This is a genomic window from Streptomyces diversicolor, from assembly GCF_057537855.1.
Map to the genome: position 1 here is coordinate 20,194 of NZ_BAAJXA010000037.1, position 15,007 is coordinate 35,200.

The 15,007-nt window shown below is 72.4% G+C and carries 9 protein-coding genes; 5 read left to right on the forward strand and 4 right to left on the reverse strand.

The window, feature by feature from the left end; translation table 11 throughout:
- Positions 1 to 89: 89 nt before the first annotated feature.
- A complete protein-coding gene (locus tag AC27LF_RS33995; RefSeq protein ID WP_479660292.1) occupies positions 90 to 662 on the reverse strand; it encodes an Rv3235 family protein in 573 nt (190 codons plus the stop codon).
- A 329-nt stretch (positions 663 to 991) separates the two neighbouring features.
- On the opposite strand from AC27LF_RS33995, the gene AC27LF_RS34000 reads away from it, so the two are divergent.
- Together AC27LF_RS34000 and AC27LF_RS34005 are read left to right on the forward strand one after the other, a co-directional pair.
- Complete coding sequence (locus tag AC27LF_RS34000) at positions 992 to 1,504, forward strand: DUF6912 family protein (protein WP_479660293.1); 513 nt, start codon at positions 992 to 994, stop codon at positions 1,502 to 1,504.
- Between the two features lie 67 nt (positions 1,505 to 1,571).
- Positions 1,572 to 2,237: an HAD family hydrolase gene (locus tag AC27LF_RS34005; RefSeq protein ID WP_479660294.1), complete on the forward strand. Its 666-nt coding sequence runs from the start codon at positions 1,572 to 1,574 to the stop codon at positions 2,235 to 2,237.
- Positions 2,238 to 2,296: 59 nt separating this feature from the next.
- On the opposite strand, the gene AC27LF_RS34010 is transcribed toward AC27LF_RS34005, so the two are convergent.
- On the reverse strand, positions 2,297 to 2,863 hold the full coding sequence (locus AC27LF_RS34010) for a DJ-1/PfpI family protein (RefSeq protein ID WP_479660295.1): 567 nt from the start codon (positions 2,861 to 2,863) through the stop codon (positions 2,297 to 2,299).
- 1,149 nt (positions 2,864 to 4,012) lie between these two features.
- On the opposite strand from AC27LF_RS34010, the gene AC27LF_RS34015 reads away from it, so the two are divergent.
- The 3 genes from AC27LF_RS34015 to AC27LF_RS34025 all read left to right on the forward strand — a co-directional run bounded on the left by AC27LF_RS34015 (position 4,013) and on the right by AC27LF_RS34025 (position 11,046).
- Positions 4,013 to 8,953, forward strand: coding sequence for an NAD-glutamate dehydrogenase (locus AC27LF_RS34015; protein WP_479660296.1), 4,941 nt, complete (start codon positions 4,013 to 4,015; stop codon positions 8,951 to 8,953).
- Between the two features lie 151 nt (positions 8,954 to 9,104).
- Entirely contained in the window at positions 9,105 to 9,581 is a 477-nt protein-coding gene (locus AC27LF_RS34020; RefSeq protein ID WP_479660297.1) for a GtrA family protein, read from the forward strand.
- A complete protein-coding gene (locus AC27LF_RS34025) occupies positions 9,562 to 11,046 on the forward strand; it encodes a hypothetical protein (protein ID WP_479660298.1) in 1,485 nt (494 codons plus the stop codon). The genes AC27LF_RS34020 and AC27LF_RS34025 overlap by 20 nt, the downstream gene beginning before the upstream one ends.
- A gap of 22 nt (positions 11,047 to 11,068) precedes the next feature.
- Here the strand turns inward: AC27LF_RS34025 and AC27LF_RS34030 are convergent, their stop codons facing one another.
- Both AC27LF_RS34030 and AC27LF_RS34035 read right to left on the reverse strand, forming a co-directional pair.
- Positions 11,069 to 12,733, reverse strand: coding sequence for a glycosyltransferase family 2 protein (locus AC27LF_RS34030; protein WP_479660299.1), 1,665 nt, complete (start codon positions 12,731 to 12,733; stop codon positions 11,069 to 11,071).
- The gene (locus tag AC27LF_RS34035) at positions 12,730 to 14,925 is read right to left on the reverse strand and encodes a CDP-glycerol glycerophosphotransferase family protein (RefSeq protein WP_479660300.1); all 2,196 of its coding nucleotides are present in this window, start codon (positions 14,923 to 14,925) and stop codon (positions 12,730 to 12,732) included. Before AC27LF_RS34035 ends, AC27LF_RS34030 begins: the two co-directional genes overlap by 4 nt.
- Positions 14,926 to 15,007 lie beyond the last annotated feature (82 nt).

Sequence of the window (15,007 nt, forward strand, 5' to 3'; positions counted from 1 at the left end):
TCTGCACCCGGACGGGGTGCGGAGAGCTGGGCAAACCGTCACAAACGCTCTCGCATCCGACGACACCGCACCGTACGTCCAGCGGAGCGTCAGTCGGCGGTGTGCGGGGTGCGGGGGCCGCCCAGTTCCACCGCTGTGCAGCGCCAGCGCAGGTCCGGGCCCTGTTCCAGGCGGAACGCCATGGCGCGCAGCTGGTCGCCTGCGCCGATGCGTGCGAACGCCTCGATGGCGCCCCGGCGGGGGACGTAGTAGCCGATGTCCCGGACGACCGGGCGGGTGCCGCGGGTGCGCAGGGGCCCGCGCTCCGCGAGCCGGGCCAGCTCGTCGTAGGCGCGCCCGGCGGTGTGCCGGAGCATCCAGTGCACGGGGCGCTGACCGCTCAGGACGGCGAGCAGCCGGTCGGCGAAGAGGTCCGTGGGACGCGGCGGCAGGGGCGCGCCGGGTGCCACAGGGCCGGTGGGGGCGTCGGGTACGGCGGCGGGCGGGACGGCGGCGGGCGTGGCCGTGCGGTGGTGGGTCGCACGGGGTGCCGGGGTACGTGTCGTAGAAGTGCGTGTCGTGGGAGTTCGGGGCGGGGTGGTGCCGGGGCGGCGGGGGTCGCGGCGGCCCGGCGGGCGGGTGCCCGGGCGGCGCTGGGCGGTCCTGGTCATGACCTTGTTCATGGGGTCCCCGTTCGGCGGGCCCGGCGGATACCGGGCGGTAACTTGCTGGTGGGGACCTTGTACGGGGCCGTGGGCGGCCCGGGCAAGCAAGCGCGGGCCCGCGTCGAGGGCGTGCGAAATTCACCTATCCGAGTGAGAAAAGGGGCGAAAACCCGGCAAATTTCGAGGCGGGGCCGGGTGACCCCACGGGCGCCGGGTGGACGGGTCCGCGCGCCCGGGCAGGGACCCGAAAGGGGACGCGCGCACGTATCCTGAAGGCCGCCCGGGAGCGCGGGACCGCCCTCGCCGGGCCCCAGCGGAGCCTTTGACCACGAAAAGAGCGGCCAGCCATGCGCGTCTACGTCCCCCTGACCCTCCCCGGTCTCGCCGAGGCGCACAGGACGGGCGAGCTGGGGGCCGAACAGCTCGTCGCGTACGCCGTCACGCCCGCGCTGCGCGAGTGGTACCTCTCCGACGACATCGAGGAACTGGAGTACGCGGCGCTGAACCGGGCCGCGCTGGCCTCGCTGCGGCAGCTGGCGGCGGACCCGGGCGCGTCGCGCCGCCGGGTCGTGGTCGCCGTCGACGTGCCCGACGGCGCCGCGATGCCCGACCCGGACCGCGGGCTCGACCCGGCCGCGCTGGGCGAGGTGCTGGTGACCGGTCCTGTGCCGCTGGCCAAGGCCGCGGCGGTGCACGCCGACGCGGCCGACGCCGAGGACGACGTGGCCGCGGCGGTCACGGCGCTCCCGGCGGCGGACGACGGTGACGACGACGCGCAGTTCGTCGTCGACGGGGCCGAGGACCACGAGCTGCTGTGGTACGCGACGCAGGAGATCCCCGCCCTCGTGGGCCTCGCGTAGCGCACTGTATCCGGCTGTGACCTCGCTGTTCGCCCGATTGTCAGTGGCGGCGGGTACGTTCTTCGGCATGGGGATGCACGCAGGCGCCCACATCGTGTGGGACTGGAACGGGACGTTGTTCCACGACAACGAGGCGATCGTCGGGGCGACGAACGCCGCTGCCGCCGAGCTGGGGCTCGCGCCGATCACGCTGGAGCAGTACCGGGCGATGTACTGCGTTCCGGTGCCGAAGTTCTATGAGCGGCTGATGGGACGGCTGCCCACCGAGGCGGAGTGGGAGGTCATGGACGTGGTCTTCCATCAGTACTACAGCGAGCACCGGGTCCGGTGCTCGCTCACCGAAGGGGCGGCGGACCTGCTGACGCAGTGGCGGTCGGCGGGCCGCAGCCAGTCGCTGCTGAGCATGTACGGGCACGATGAACTGATACCGCTGGTGCGCGGGTTCGGGATCGAGACGCACTTCCTACGGGTCGAGGGGCGGACCGGCCCGTCCGGGGGCAGCAAGGCGGAGCACATGGTCCGGCACCTGGAGGCGCTGAGCGGTGTGGACCCGGAGCGCACGGTGGTGATCGGGGACGCCGCCGACGACGCGGTGGCGGCACGGCACGTGGGGGCGCGGGCCGTGCTGTACACCGGGGGCTCGCACAGCCGCGCCAGCCTGGAGGCCATGGGCGTGCCCGTGGTGGACACGCTGGACCAGGCCGTGGCGGAGGCGGAGCGGCTGGCGGCCTGACCCGGTGCGGGTGCGCCTCCGCGGGTTCCGCCGTCGGGGCCGGGTTCTGCGGACGGGGCTCAGCTCACCGGGGCCTTCGTGCGCAGTACGGTCAGGAACTCGCGCATCCAGCGGGAGTGGTCGGGCCAGGCGCGGGCGGAGACCAGCGTGCCGTCCACGACCGTCTCGGCGTCCTGGAAGGTGGCCCCGGCCGCCTGCATGTCGAGTTCGAGTGCGGGGTAGGCGGTGACGCGCCTGCCGCGGAGGGTGTCGATCGCGGCGGTCAGCAGGGGGCCGTGGCAGATCTGGGCGACGGGCTTGTCGGCGTCGAAGAACGACTTGAGGATCTTGCGGAGTTCGGGGTCGTTGCGGAGATATTCGGGTGCCCGGCCGCCGGGGATGACGAGGGCCGCGTACCGGCCGGGGTCGACGTCGGCGAAGGCAAGGTCGGCGGGCCAGGTGTAGCCGGGCTTCTCGGTGTAGGTGTCGAAGCCGGGTTCGAAGTCGTGCACGACGAACTGGAGCTGCTTGCGGCTGGGGGCCGCGATGTCGACGTCGTAACCCTCCTCGCGCAGGCGCTGGTAGGGGTACATGACCTCCAGTGACTCCGCTGCGTCGCCGGTCACGATGAGGATCTTCGGGGGCATGGCGGGCGGCTCCTCTCGGGCGTGCGCCGGCCCCGCGGGCGCTTTCCGTGGGCGGCGGCGCGCTGTTCCTGAGCAACGTGCCTCCAGCGTGCCGCGCCACCAAGGCATCCCGCCAGTTCCCGGCCCCAACGGCACCGCGGCGGCGGGGCGGCCGGACGGCGCGCGGCGGGGCCGGGCGGCGGATCGCAGCGGCGCGGAGTGCTCGGCGCGGGGCCCGGTGAGGCGGGTCCGGGGCAGATGCACCCGGGCGGGGCGGGGCGGGACCGGGGCAGCGCGGGTGCGCGGTGTGGGGCGCGCGGCGCGGGGCGGCGGGGCCGGGGCAGATGCACCCGGGCGGGGCGGGGTGGGGGCTGAGGCGGGCAGGGGGCCGGTCTCAGGGAAGGGGGCGCTCGGGTTCGGGGGCTCGGGTCCGGGGCGAGGGCTTCGTTCCGCCATCGTGGCCGGAACTCGGCCCCCGGATGCGGTTTCCCGCGGCCGCACCGGCGGGCCGCACCGGCCGGGGAGCGGGCGGTTGCCCACCGGTCGGCGGCGCCGGTCCGAGTCCACCCGGTCCGGCGCGGTCCGTCAGGTCCCGTCTGTGCCGGCGCCGGGGCGAGCCCGTCAGGTCCGGTTGCGGTGCCTTCCGAGCGCCGTGGGGTGTCGGGGGTGTGGGTGGGCCGTGGGGGCCGGGGCTCTGTGAGGCGAGGGAGGCGTGAATACGTTGATTGTGGCGGGTTTGGGCTGTGCAGAACGTCAAAGATTGGTGCTTGGTTTTGTACACATACGGCTCATGACGAGCCCGGGGTGAGGAGCGATAGCCTTGTGGCGTGATCAGCGCGATAGCTCGCGGGGGCACAGTTGTCGCCCCTGCCCTGCGCCCGAAGAGCACGGACGACATCCGTGACCGGGCGGCGGTCGCTGGTCCTCACGGGCGGGAGCGGGGCACAAGGCCCCCCGAGGCCCCACGCACATCCCGGGTCACGACGCGACAGAGAGCAGCGTCACACTGGTCGGGTGCGTGGATATTGGCCGAATACCCCCCCTTCTTCTCACCTTGCGGCATAGCGTCGGAGACAACCGGACACCCCGGGCCGTGGCGTTACGCCGGAGGGGAAGAGACCGTACTTCCTTCTACGTCACGCAACGGCGCGCGACAGGAGCCAGAGGACAATGCAGACCAAGCTGGACGAAGCCAAGGCCGAGCTGCTCGAACGGGCCGCCCGGGTAGCTGAGAACAGCCCGGTCGGGGGGCACCTACCGACTGGGACGACGGACGAGGGCACCTGGGACCACGAGTCCGTGCTCGCGTTCCTCCAGCGCTACTACCTGCACACCGCCCCGGAGGACCTCGGCGACCGCGACCCGGTCGATGTCTTCGGAGCCGCGGTCTCCCACCACCGACTCGCCGAGAACCGCCCGCAGGGCACGGCCAACGTCCGGGTCCACACCCCCACCGTCGAGGAGAACGGGTGGACCTGCAGCCACACCGTCGTGGAGGTCGTCACCGACGACATGCCCTTCCTCGTCGACTCCGTCACCAATGAGCTGACCCGCCAGGGACGCGGCATCCATGTCGTCATCCACCCGCAGTTCGTCGTCCGGCGGGACCTCACGGGCAAGCTCATCGAGGTCCTGGCCGCACCGCCCACCGGCGACCTCCCGCACGACGCGCACATCGAGTCCTGGATCCACGTCGAGATCGACCGTGAGACCGACCGTGCCGACCTGAAGCAGATCACCGCCGATCTGCTGCGTGTCCTGTCCGACGTCCGCGAGGCCGTCGAGGACTGGGAGAAGATGCGGGAAGCGGCGCTGCGCATCGCCGAGGGCCTGACCGAGGAGCCGGTCCCCGCGGATCTGCCCGGCCCCGAGGCGCAGGAGGCCCGCGAGCTGCTGCGCTGGCTGGCCGCCGATCACTTCACCTTCCTCGGGTACCGCGAGTACCAGTTGCACGGGGACGACTCCCTGGCCGCCGTGCCGGGCACCGGCCTCGGCATTCTGCGCTCCGACCCGCACCACTCCGCCGAGGAGGGCCATCCGGTCAGCCCGTCCTTCGAGCGGCTTCCGGCCGACGCCCGGGCCAAGGCCCGCGAGCACAAGCTGCTGGTGCTGACCAAGGCCAACAGCCGGGCCACGGTGCACCGGCCGTCGTACCTGGACTACGTCGGCGTCAAGAAGTTCGACAAGGCCGGCAACGTGGTGGGCGAGCGCCGCTTCCTCGGCCTGTTCTCCTCGGCCGCCTACACCGAGTCGGTGCGCCGCGTGCCCGTCATCCGGCGCAAGGTGGACGAGGTGCTGAGGGGCGCCGGGTTCTCGCCCAACAGCCACGACGGCCGCGATCTGCTCCAGATCCTGGAGACCTACCCGCGCGACGAACTGTTCCAGACGCCCGTCGACGAGCTGCGCTCCATCGCCACCTCGGTGCTGTATCTGCAGGAGCGCCGGCGGCTGCGCCTGTACCTCCGCCAGGACGAGTACGGGCGCTACTACTCCGCGCTGGTCTACCTGCCCCGCGACCGCTACACCACCGGCGTCCGGCTGCGGATCATCGACATCCTCAAGGAGGAGCTGGGCGGCACCAGCGTCGACTTCACCGCCTGGAACACCGAATCGATTCTCTCCAGGCTGCACTTCGTCGTCCGGGTCCCGCCCGGCACCGAGCTGCCCGAGCTGTCGTACGCGGACCGGGAGCGGATCGAGGCCCGGCTGGTCGAGGCCGCCCGCTCCTGGGCCGACGGGTTCGCCGAGGCGCTGAACGCCGAGTGCGGCGAGGAGCGCGCCGCCGAGCTGCTGCGCCGCTACAACAACGCCTTCCCCGAGGGCTACAAGGCCGACCACACTCCGCGCGCGGCGGTCGCCGACCTGGTCCACCTGGAGCGGCTGAGCGACGAGGCGGGCAACGACTTCTCGCTCAGCCTCTACGAGCCGGTCGGGGCGGCACCCGACGAGCGCCGGTTCAAGATCTACCGCAAGGGCGCCGCGATCTCGCTGTCCGCGGTGCTGCCGGTGCTCAACCGGCTCGGCGTCGACGTCATCGACGAGCGGCCCTACGAGCTGCGCTGCGCGGACCGCACCGCCTCCTGGATCTACGACTTCGGCCTGCGCATCCCCAAGTCCCTGGGCGGTGTCAACGGCGACTACCTGGGTGACGACGGCCGCGAGCGCTTCCAGGAGGCGTTCGCCGCGACCTGGACGGGCAAGGCGGAGAACGACGGCTTCAACGCCCTCGTCCTCGGCGCCGGGCTGACCTGGCGGCAGGCGACGGTGCTGCGCGCGTACGCCAAGTACCTGCGGCAGGCCGGCTCCACCTTCAGCCAGGACTACATGGAGGACACCCTCCGCACGAACGTCCACACCACGCGGCTGCTCGTCTCGCTCTTCGAGGCGCGGATGGCGCCGGAGCGCCAGCGCGCCGGGCACGAACTGGTCGATGCCCTGCTGGAAGAGGTCGAGGCCGCCCTCGACCAGGTGGCGAGCCTCGACGAGGACCGCATCCTGCGCTCGTTCCTCACCGTCATCAAGGCGACGCTGCGCACCAACTTCTTCCAGGACGCGGGCCGTGGCCGGCCGCACGACTACGTGTCCATGAAGTTCGACCCGCAGGCCATCCCGGATCTGCCGGCGCCGCGCCCGGCGTACGAGATCTGGGTGTACTCGCCGCGGGTCGAGGGCGTGCACCTGCGTTTCGGCAAGGTCGCGCGTGGTGGTCTGCGCTGGTCCGACCGGCGTGAGGACTTCCGTACCGAGATCCTCGGCCTGGTCAAGGCGCAGATGGTGAAGAACACTGTCATCGTGCCGGTGGGCGCCAAGGGCGGCTTCGTCGCCAAGCAGCTGCCGGACCCGAGCGTGGACCGGGACGCGTGGCTGGCCGAGGGCATCGCCAGCTACAAGACGTTCATCTCGGCGCTGCTCGACATCACCGACAACATGGTCGCGGGCGAGGTCGTGCCCCCGGAGGACGTCGTCCGGCACGACGAGGACGACACCTATCTGGTGGTCGCGGCCGACAAGGGCACGGCGACGTTCTCCGACATCGCCAACGAGGTCGCCCAGTCCTACCACTTCTGGCTCGGTGACGCCTTCGCCTCCGGCGGCAGCGCGGGCTACGACCACAAGGGCATGGGCATCACCGCCCGCGGCGCCTGGGAGTCGGTGAAACGGCACTTCCGCGAGCTGGGTGTGAACACGCAGGCGGAGGACTTCACGGTCGTCGGCATCGGCGACATGTCCGGTGACGTGTTCGGCAACGGCATGCTGCTGAGCGAGCACATCCGGCTGGTCGCCGCCTTCGACCACCGGCACATCTTCATCGACCCGGAGCCGGACGCGGCCGTCTCCTACGCCGAGCGCCGCCGGCTGTTCGAGCTGCCCCGCTCCAGCTGGGCCGACTACAACACCGGGCTGCTGTCGGCGGGCGGCGGGATCTTCCCGCGTACCGCGAAGGCGATCCCGGTGAACGCGCACATCCGCGAGGCCCTGGGCATCGAGCCCGGCGTCACCAAGCTGACCCCGGCCGACCTGATGAAGGCGGTCCTGAAGGCGCCGGTCGACCTGCTGTGGAACGGCGGCATCGGTACGTACGTCAAGTCGAGCGGCGAGTCCAACGGCGATGTCGGCGACAAGGCCAACGACGCCATCCGCGTGGACGGCCGGGACCTGCGGGTCAAGGTCGTCGGCGAGGGCGGCAACCTGGGCCTGACCCAGCTGGGCCGCATCGAGTTCGCCGCGCACGGCGGGAAGATCAACACCGACGCGATCGACAACAGCGCGGGCGTCGACACCTCGGACCACGAGGTGAACATCAAGATCCTGCTCAACGGCCTGGTCACGGACGGCGACATGACGGTCAAGCAGCGCAACAAGCTGCTCGCCGAGATGACCGACGAGGTCGGCGCCCTGGTGCTGCGCAACAACTACGCGCAGAACACGGCGATCGCCAACGCGTTGGCCCAGTCCAAGGACATGCTCCACGCCCAGCAGCGGTTCATCCGCCATCTGGTGCGCGCGGGCCATCTCGACCGGGCGCTGGAGTTCCTGCCGACCGACCGGCAGATCCGCGAGCGGCTGGGCCAGGGGCAGGGCCTGACCGGCCCGGAGACGGCCGTCCTGCTGGCCTACACGAAGATCACGGTCGCCGAGGAGCTGCTGCACACCTCGCTGCCGGACGACCCGTATCTGCGCGGCCTGCTGGACGCCTACTTCCCGAAGGCGCTGCGCGAGCGGTTCCCGGAGCGGATCGGCAGCCACCCGCTGCGCCGTGAGATCACCACGACCGTGCTGGTCAACGACACGGTGAACACGGGCGGTACGACCTATCTGCACCGGCTGCGGGAGGAGACCGGCGCCTCGCTTGAGGAGATCGTCCGGGCGCAGACCGCGGCCCGTACGATCTTCCGTTCGGCGCCCGTGTGGGACGCGGTGGAGGACCTGGACAACCAGGTCGAGGCGGCCGTGCAGACCCGGATCCGGCTGCACTCGCGCCGTCTCGTCGAGCGCGGCACGCGCTGGCTGCTGAACAACCGGCCGCAGCCGCTGGAACTCGCCGAGACCGTCGCCTTCTTCGCGGAGCGGGTCGAGCAGGTCTGGCAGCAGCTGCCGAAGCTGCTGCGCGGCGCGGACCTGGAGTGGTACCAGCACATCTACGACGAGCTGACCGGCGCCGGCGTCCCCGACGAACTGGCGACCCGGGTGGCCGGGTTCTCCTCCGCGTTCCCGACGCTCGACATCGTCTCCGTGGCCGACCGCATGGGCCGCAAGCCGCTGGACGTCGCCGAGGTGTACTACGACCTCGCCGACCGCCTCGCCATCACCCAGCTGATGGACCGGATCATCGAACTGCCCCGTGCGGACCGCTGGCAGTCCATGGCCCGCGCCTCCATCCGCGAGGACCTGTACGCGGCGCACGCGGCGCTCACCGCGGACGTCCTGGCCGTCGGCAACGGCACCTCCACGCCCGAGCAGCGGTTCAAGGCGTGGGAGCAGAAGAACTCGGCGATCCTGAGCCGGGCCCGCACCACCCTGGAGGAGATCCGCGGTTCGGACTCCTTCGACCTCGCCAACCTGTCGGTGGCGATGCGGACGATGCGGACGCTGCTGCGCACGCACTCGTAGGCCGCGCGGCGGGCACCGCCGTACGGCGCGCAGGGCGCCCCGGGTCGTACACGACCCGGGGCGCCGCGTTTTCTTGCCGACACCTGGTCAAAAACCTGCGGTGAATTTACCGTTTCCTGCTAATCGGGATGTGTCGGATATGGTCTGCGGTGTGACAGCGAATCTCACCACAGTCCATCCGGCCACGGCCCTGCCCGCCGCCCCCGCCCGGCCGGTCGCGCGCGTCGTGCTGGAAGTCGTGAAATTCGGGATCGTCGGCGGCAGCGGTGTCCTGGTCAATTTCCTGGTCTTCAATCTGCTGCTGCACGGCCTGCGTTGGCCGGCGATGACCGCGACGGTGCTGGCCAGCTGTATCGCCATGGCCACGAATTACATCGGCTTCCGCTATTTCGCCTATCGGGACCGGGCGCGGCGCACCCGCCGGCAAATCGCACTGTTCTTCGTTTTCAGCGGGCTCGGCGTGGTCATGGAAAGCGGCCTGTTCTGGCTCGGATATCACGGCCTCGGGCTGCACGGTCCGTTCGAATCCAACGCCGTCAAGGCGCTGTCGATCGTCCTCGCCTCCGCCTTCCGCTTCCTCGTCTACCGCACCTGGGTGTTCCAGCAGGATGCGCGCCGCGCGGCCTGACGCCGGTACGGTGACGGCCGGCCGGGCCCTGCCGGGAGCCGCCGCCGCGCTCGTCCTCGTCCTGCTGCTCCTCGTGATCGTCCGTCTGCCCTGGGCGGGCGATCTCGGCATGCACGCGGCGACCGTGGAACGGCTCAGGCACAGTCTGCTGCACCCCGGCAATCCGCTGGTCGACGCGGATACGCCGAGCCCCTACTACTCGCCGTGGGCGCTGGTGCTGGGCGCCCTCGCCAAGGCCAGCGGTCTTTCGGTGTTCGTCGTGCTGCGCGTCGGCGCGCTCGCCGGCCTTGCCCTGCTGGTCACGGGGGTGTGGCGGTATGTGCGCACGCTGAGCGGCCATCCGGCGGCGCCCGCCCTCGCGGTGCTGTGCCTGCTGTTCCTGTGGGGGCCGCTGCCACTCAACTGGAGCGGCTTCCTAGGGCTGAACTCCCTCGCGCTGACGGTGTCCTACCCGAGTGTGTTCGCGCTCGGGCTGTCCTTCCACTTCTGGGCGTGGCTGGCGCGGGCGCTGCGCGCGGACGCCGGGTGGGGGACATGGCTGGGGCTCGGGGCGCTGTGGGCGCTGATCCTGCTGGTCCACCAGTTCTCCGGGGTCGTGGCGTCGCTCGGGGCGCTCGCCGCGGTCGTCGCCGCACGGCCGGGCCTGCGTGCGCTGTCGCGGCTGGGCGCGGGGCTGCTGCTGGGGCTGGCGGTGCTGTGGGCGTGGCCGTACTACGACTTCTTCGCGCTGTTCTCGGCCGGCGCCGACCTGGAGGCGGTGCACCGGCCGCTCTACCGGCATCTGCCGGGCCGGTTCGCTCTGCTGCCGCTCGGTCTTGTGGCGCTGGGGCTGCGTGCGCGGCGGGACCGGTGGGACCCCCTGGTGATCTTCTTCGTGCTGGGGGCGGTGGTGTTCGCGGCGGGCGGGGTGAGCGGTCACTACTCGTGGGGCCGGGCGCTGCCGGCGGCGCTGATCCCGGCGCAGCTCGCGGCGGCCCTCGAAGCGGTCTCGGCCGGGCGGCGGGCGGTGCGGACGGCGTGGGCGTGCGGGCTCGGCGCCGCGCTGCTCGTGGGGGCCTGGGCCCAGGCGGGCACCGTGGGGTATGTGGTGGGGCGGGCGGCGCTGCCCGGGGTGGTCGCGGCGAAGTACCGGGCGCCCTGGACGGGTTACCGGTGGATCACCCCCTGGGTGAGATACGGGGATGTCGTCATGGCGCGCACCTTCCCGGCGCGGCAGATCCCGGCGTACGGGGCGTACACGGTCGCGCCGGGCTACCCGGATGTGTTCCTGGCCGACGCCGGCCGGCGGGACGAGGCCGTGCGCCGCTATTTCGCCGCCGGGACGACGGACGGGGTGCGCGAGCAGATCGTGCGGGAGTACGGGGTGCGCTGGGTGGTGGACCGGGCGCCCGGCGGGGTACGGGACCCCAGGCTGCGCAGAGTGGCCGAGGGCCCGGCCGGGCAGGCACTGTACGCCGTGCGCTGACAAGCCGCACGGGGTGTGCGGGTCAGTGCAGGGCGCCGGCCAGCAGGCGGGCCGCGCGGCGCAGTGGTGGGCGGTTCAGCCGTCGTACCAGCGGGCGGGTCAGGCGGTCCGTCACGCCCGCGGGACGCCAGCGGATCTGCAGCCGGCCGGGGTTGCGGCCCTCCGGTTCGACGGTGAGGTCGTGCGGGGCGGCGCCGGAGTGGTAGCCGACGCGGGTGGTCAGGGCGGGGAAGGCCGGCGGGGCCAGCAGGAGCGACGTGTGGGCCAGCCCCTGGTGCTCGATGCGCAGCAACGGGTGGCGTACGCCGGCGAATCCACGCAGCGGGACGGGGGCCGTCGCCAGGTCGAGCCGGACCTGGCCTTCGAAGACGCCCGGGCGGACGGGGGTGAGCCGGAACGGCGCGGTGAGGCGGCGCCGGCCGGGGGCCAGCAGCAGGGCCGCCCGCTGCGGGCCGACGGGAAGCCGCAGCCCGGGGTCGTAGGTGCGGATCCGCAGGCTCAGACCGGCACCGGGTTCGGGCGTCAACTCCGTTATCTCGTGCCGGAACTGGGCGCTCGGGAACGGGCGTGAGTCCAACTCCAGGTCGGTCACGTCCAGTTCGCGCCGGGACCGGTCGGCCGTCGGTATCCGGTCGCCCCAGTAGGTGCCGCCGCCTTCCGGGTCCGTCGTCACCCGCCGCGGGGCGACCGGGTGTCCCAGGCCGTGTGCGGCGAGCCGGGCCTCGGACAGCCGTCCCTCGCGGACCAGTTGGAGGACGACCCGTTCCGGGCGGGGCAGGCGGGCGAACGCGCCGGGCGCGAGCGTCGAGACGTACGGGACGGTGATCTCCGCGAAGGCCCGCAGCCAGTCATCGTCCCGGTAGGGCAGGTCTCCGGCGTACATCCGGAAGTCGTGTTTGAGGAACTTGTAGTCCTTGTCCTCCCGCAGGGCCGCGTGGCCGCTGTCCGTGAGGAAGGCGTCGATGAGGCGCTGCACGTGGATGCGGTCGCGGACGTTGTCCAGCTTGTGCCGCTGGTTGGAGATGGACGCCGCGTCGGCTGCCGCGTACGGCGCTATGTACCAGAGGTACACCGGTTCCGGAATGATCGTGAACGCCTTCGCCAGGCAGTACGCCTGCGCCGAGAACAGCTGGTCCTCGTAGTGGATGCCCTCGGGGAAGCGCAGATCGTGCCGGTCCAGGAAGGCCCGGGCGTACATCTTGCTCGTCGACAGGTGCTCGAAGAACAGGCGCGGGTCGTCCTCGATGCCCTCCAGGGTGCGGCGTTCGGCCACCAGGTGCGGCATCCACGTCGAGCGGCGGCCCCCGTCGACCCGTATCCGGCGCACCGCGCCCATCGCGAAGTCGATCTCCCGTTCGCGGTGCGCGGCCAGCAGCAACTCGACCGCGTCGTCCGGGAGTTCGTCGTCGCTGTCGAGGAACATCAGATACGGCGCCCGGGCGGTCTCCAGGGCCCGGTTGCGCGGGGCGCTGCATCCGCCGCTGTTGCGGGGCAGCCGCAGCCAGCGGACGCGGTCGTCCTGCGCGGCGAGCGCGCGTGCCACGAACGGGGTCTCGTCGGTGGAGTGGTCGTCGCTGATGATGATCTCGATGTTCGCGTGGGTCTGCCGGCGCAGCGAGGCCACCGCTCTCGGCAGTCGTGCGGCGTCGTTGTAGACGATCACCGTCACCGTGACGTCGGGGGTCATGCCGTTGCCTCCTCGGGGCTCGGTGCGGGGGTGCGGTCCGCGAGCGGGACCACCGGCGGCAGCGCCTGCTCGTTCTCGCCGAGGAACACCCGGCGGACGACCCGTTCGGCGGCGTGCCCGTCGTCGTACTCGCAGAAGCGGCGCCGGAACGCGGCCCGCGCCTTCGCCGCGGCCTCGTCCCGCCACGCGCCCGAGGCGAACACCTCCGCCAGGTCCTCCTGGGTGCGGGTCACCTGGCCCGGTGCCTCGGCCATCAGGTCGAAGTAGACCCCGCGGGTGGTCGCGTAGGTCTCCCAGTCGTCGGCGTAGATCACGATGGGGCGGTCGAGGTTGGCGTAGTCGAACATGATCGACGAGTAGTCCGTGACGAGGGCGTCGGCGGCCAGGCACAGCTCCTCGACGGGGTCGTAGGAGGAGACGTCGATGATCCGGCCGGTGCGGCGCAGCCCGGTCAGGGCGGCGGCCGTGTCGTAGAAGTAGTGGGCGCGCACCAGCAGCACCGTGTCGTCGCCGAGCCGGTCGGCGAGGGCGGCGAGGTCGAGGCGGGGGGTCCAGCCGGCCTCGTAGTCGCGGTGCGTGGGGGCGTACAGGACGGCGGTCCGGCCCGGGGCGATGCCCAGGCGGTCGCGGACCGCGCGGACGTCGGCGGCGCCGGCGCGGTAGTAGACGTCGTTGCGCGGATAGCCGTAGTCCAGGGAGGTGTAGCGGGACGGGTAGGCGCGCTCCCACATCCGGGTGGAGTGGCTGTTCGCCGAGACGCTGTAGTCCCACTTGTCGACGCGGGCGAGCAGGGCGGCGAAGTCCATGCCCTGGGCGGCGGTCGGGTGCCGCATCTGGTCCAGGCCCATCCGCTTGAGCGGGGTGCCGTGGTGGGTCTGGAGGTGGATCGCGTCCGGGCGTTTGACCACCGCGTCGGGGAAGTTGACGTTGCTGGTCAGGTACTTGGCCGTGGCCAGCACCTCCCAGTAGCGGCGGGTGCCGGGGACCACGTGGTCCGTACCGGGCGGCAGCAGCGGGGCGTTGTCCCTCGTCACCACCCACACCGGGTGGATCCACGGGGCGTGCCGGGCCAGTTCGGCGGCGACGGCGGCCGGGTTGCAGGCGACTCCGCGGGCCCAGTAGGCGGAGAAGACCGCGAGATCGGGGTCCACCCGGCGGCCGAGGGCCCGGCGGTACTGCTGGTCGCGGAGTTTCGCGCCCAGTCGGCGCCGCTGGGTCCGCACCGCGGTCCGGGCCGCCCGGCGGGTGCGGTTGGCGGCCTGGAAGGCGCGGTACTTGGTGTACGCGCCCTCTTCGAGGAGGCCGCGGCGTACGCCTTCGAGGCCGCCCGGGCGGCGGTGGCCCGGCGGGCGGCGGCGGACGGCCGCCAGGGAGGCCCGGCGGAAGAACTCGCGGGCCACGGGCTCGGGCATGCCCTCGCGGGCGAAGGTGCGCAGCAGGTCGCGGACCATGACGTCGTAGAGGACCGCGCGGGTGGTGGCGGGGCGGTCCTGGGCGAGCGTGAGCAGCGTCTCGTAGCGGTCCACGAGGGCGTAGCGCTGCTCGGCGGTGACGGGCGGCAGGCTCTCGGGGCGCGGCACGCGGTGCTCGTACCCGACCTGGTTCAGGCAGGCGACACGGCGCGCGGCCAGCAGGGCGGCGTACGCGGTGTACGCCTCGTCGCCCGCGGTGAGCCGTTCCTCGTGGGCCCGCCAGAAGTCGGCGCGCAGCACGCGGGTGCCGAGCAGCGGGGTGAGCCGCAGCAGGTCCGCGGCGTCGTCGAGGGCCAGCTCGGCGCGGCCGGCCCGGGCCAGCAGCCGGCCGTCCGCCGGGCGGGTGCCGGCGGTGTGCCAGGTGCTGCGGACGTGGTCGAGGAGCAGCACGTCCACGGTGTCCGGGAGTTCCGCGGCGCGTTCGGCGACCGTGCGTACGGCGCCCGCGGGCAGGCCGTCCTCGGCGCGTACGAAGTGCAGCCAGCGGCCGGTCGCCCGCGCGGCCCCCACCGCCCGGGCCGCCGCGTCGCCGGTGCCGTCCGGCAGGGGCACCACCACCGTCTCCGGGGTGTGTCCCTCGGCCGTCTGACGGGCCCAGTCGCCGACCGCGGCCACGATCACCTCGGCGTCCGGCAGGGGGCGCGCGGCCAGGGAGTCGAGCAGTTCGGCCAAGCGGCCCCGGGTGTCGGGGCCGTGGACGATGACGCTCAGCTCGGGCATCGGGTGGACTCCTTCGCCTCGTCGTCTCCAGGCCGCACCTTTCAGGTCATAGTGTCACCGATCGGAAGAAGGGGGCGGCCCG

Bases quoted from the DNA above. Each gene is read 5' to 3' on its own strand.
- AC27LF_RS34015 (WP_479660296.1), top strand. From the start codon at position 4,013: ATGCAGACCAAGCTGGACGAAGCCAAGGCCGAGCTGCTCGAACGGGCC.
- AC27LF_RS34010 (WP_479660295.1), bottom strand. From the start codon at position 2,863: ATGCCCCCGAAGATCCTCATCGTGACCGGCGACGCAGCGGAGTCACTG.
- AC27LF_RS34000 (WP_479660293.1), top strand. From the start codon at position 992: ATGCGCGTCTACGTCCCCCTGACCCTCCCCGGTCTCGCCGAGGCGCAC.
- AC27LF_RS33995 (WP_479660292.1), bottom strand. From the start codon at position 662: ATGAACAAGGTCATGACCAGGACCGCCCAGCGCCGCCCGGGCACCCGC.
- AC27LF_RS34030 (WP_479660299.1), bottom strand. From the start codon at position 12,733: ATGACCCCCGACGTCACGGTGACGGTGATCGTCTACAACGACGCCGCA.
- AC27LF_RS34005 (WP_479660294.1), top strand. From the start codon at position 1,572: ATGGGGATGCACGCAGGCGCCCACATCGTGTGGGACTGGAACGGGACG.
- AC27LF_RS34035 (WP_479660300.1), bottom strand. From the start codon at position 14,925: ATGCCCGAGCTGAGCGTCATCGTCCACGGCCCCGACACCCGGGGCCGC.
- AC27LF_RS34025 (WP_479660298.1), top strand. From the start codon at position 9,562: ATGCGCGCCGCGCGGCCTGACGCCGGTACGGTGACGGCCGGCCGGGCC.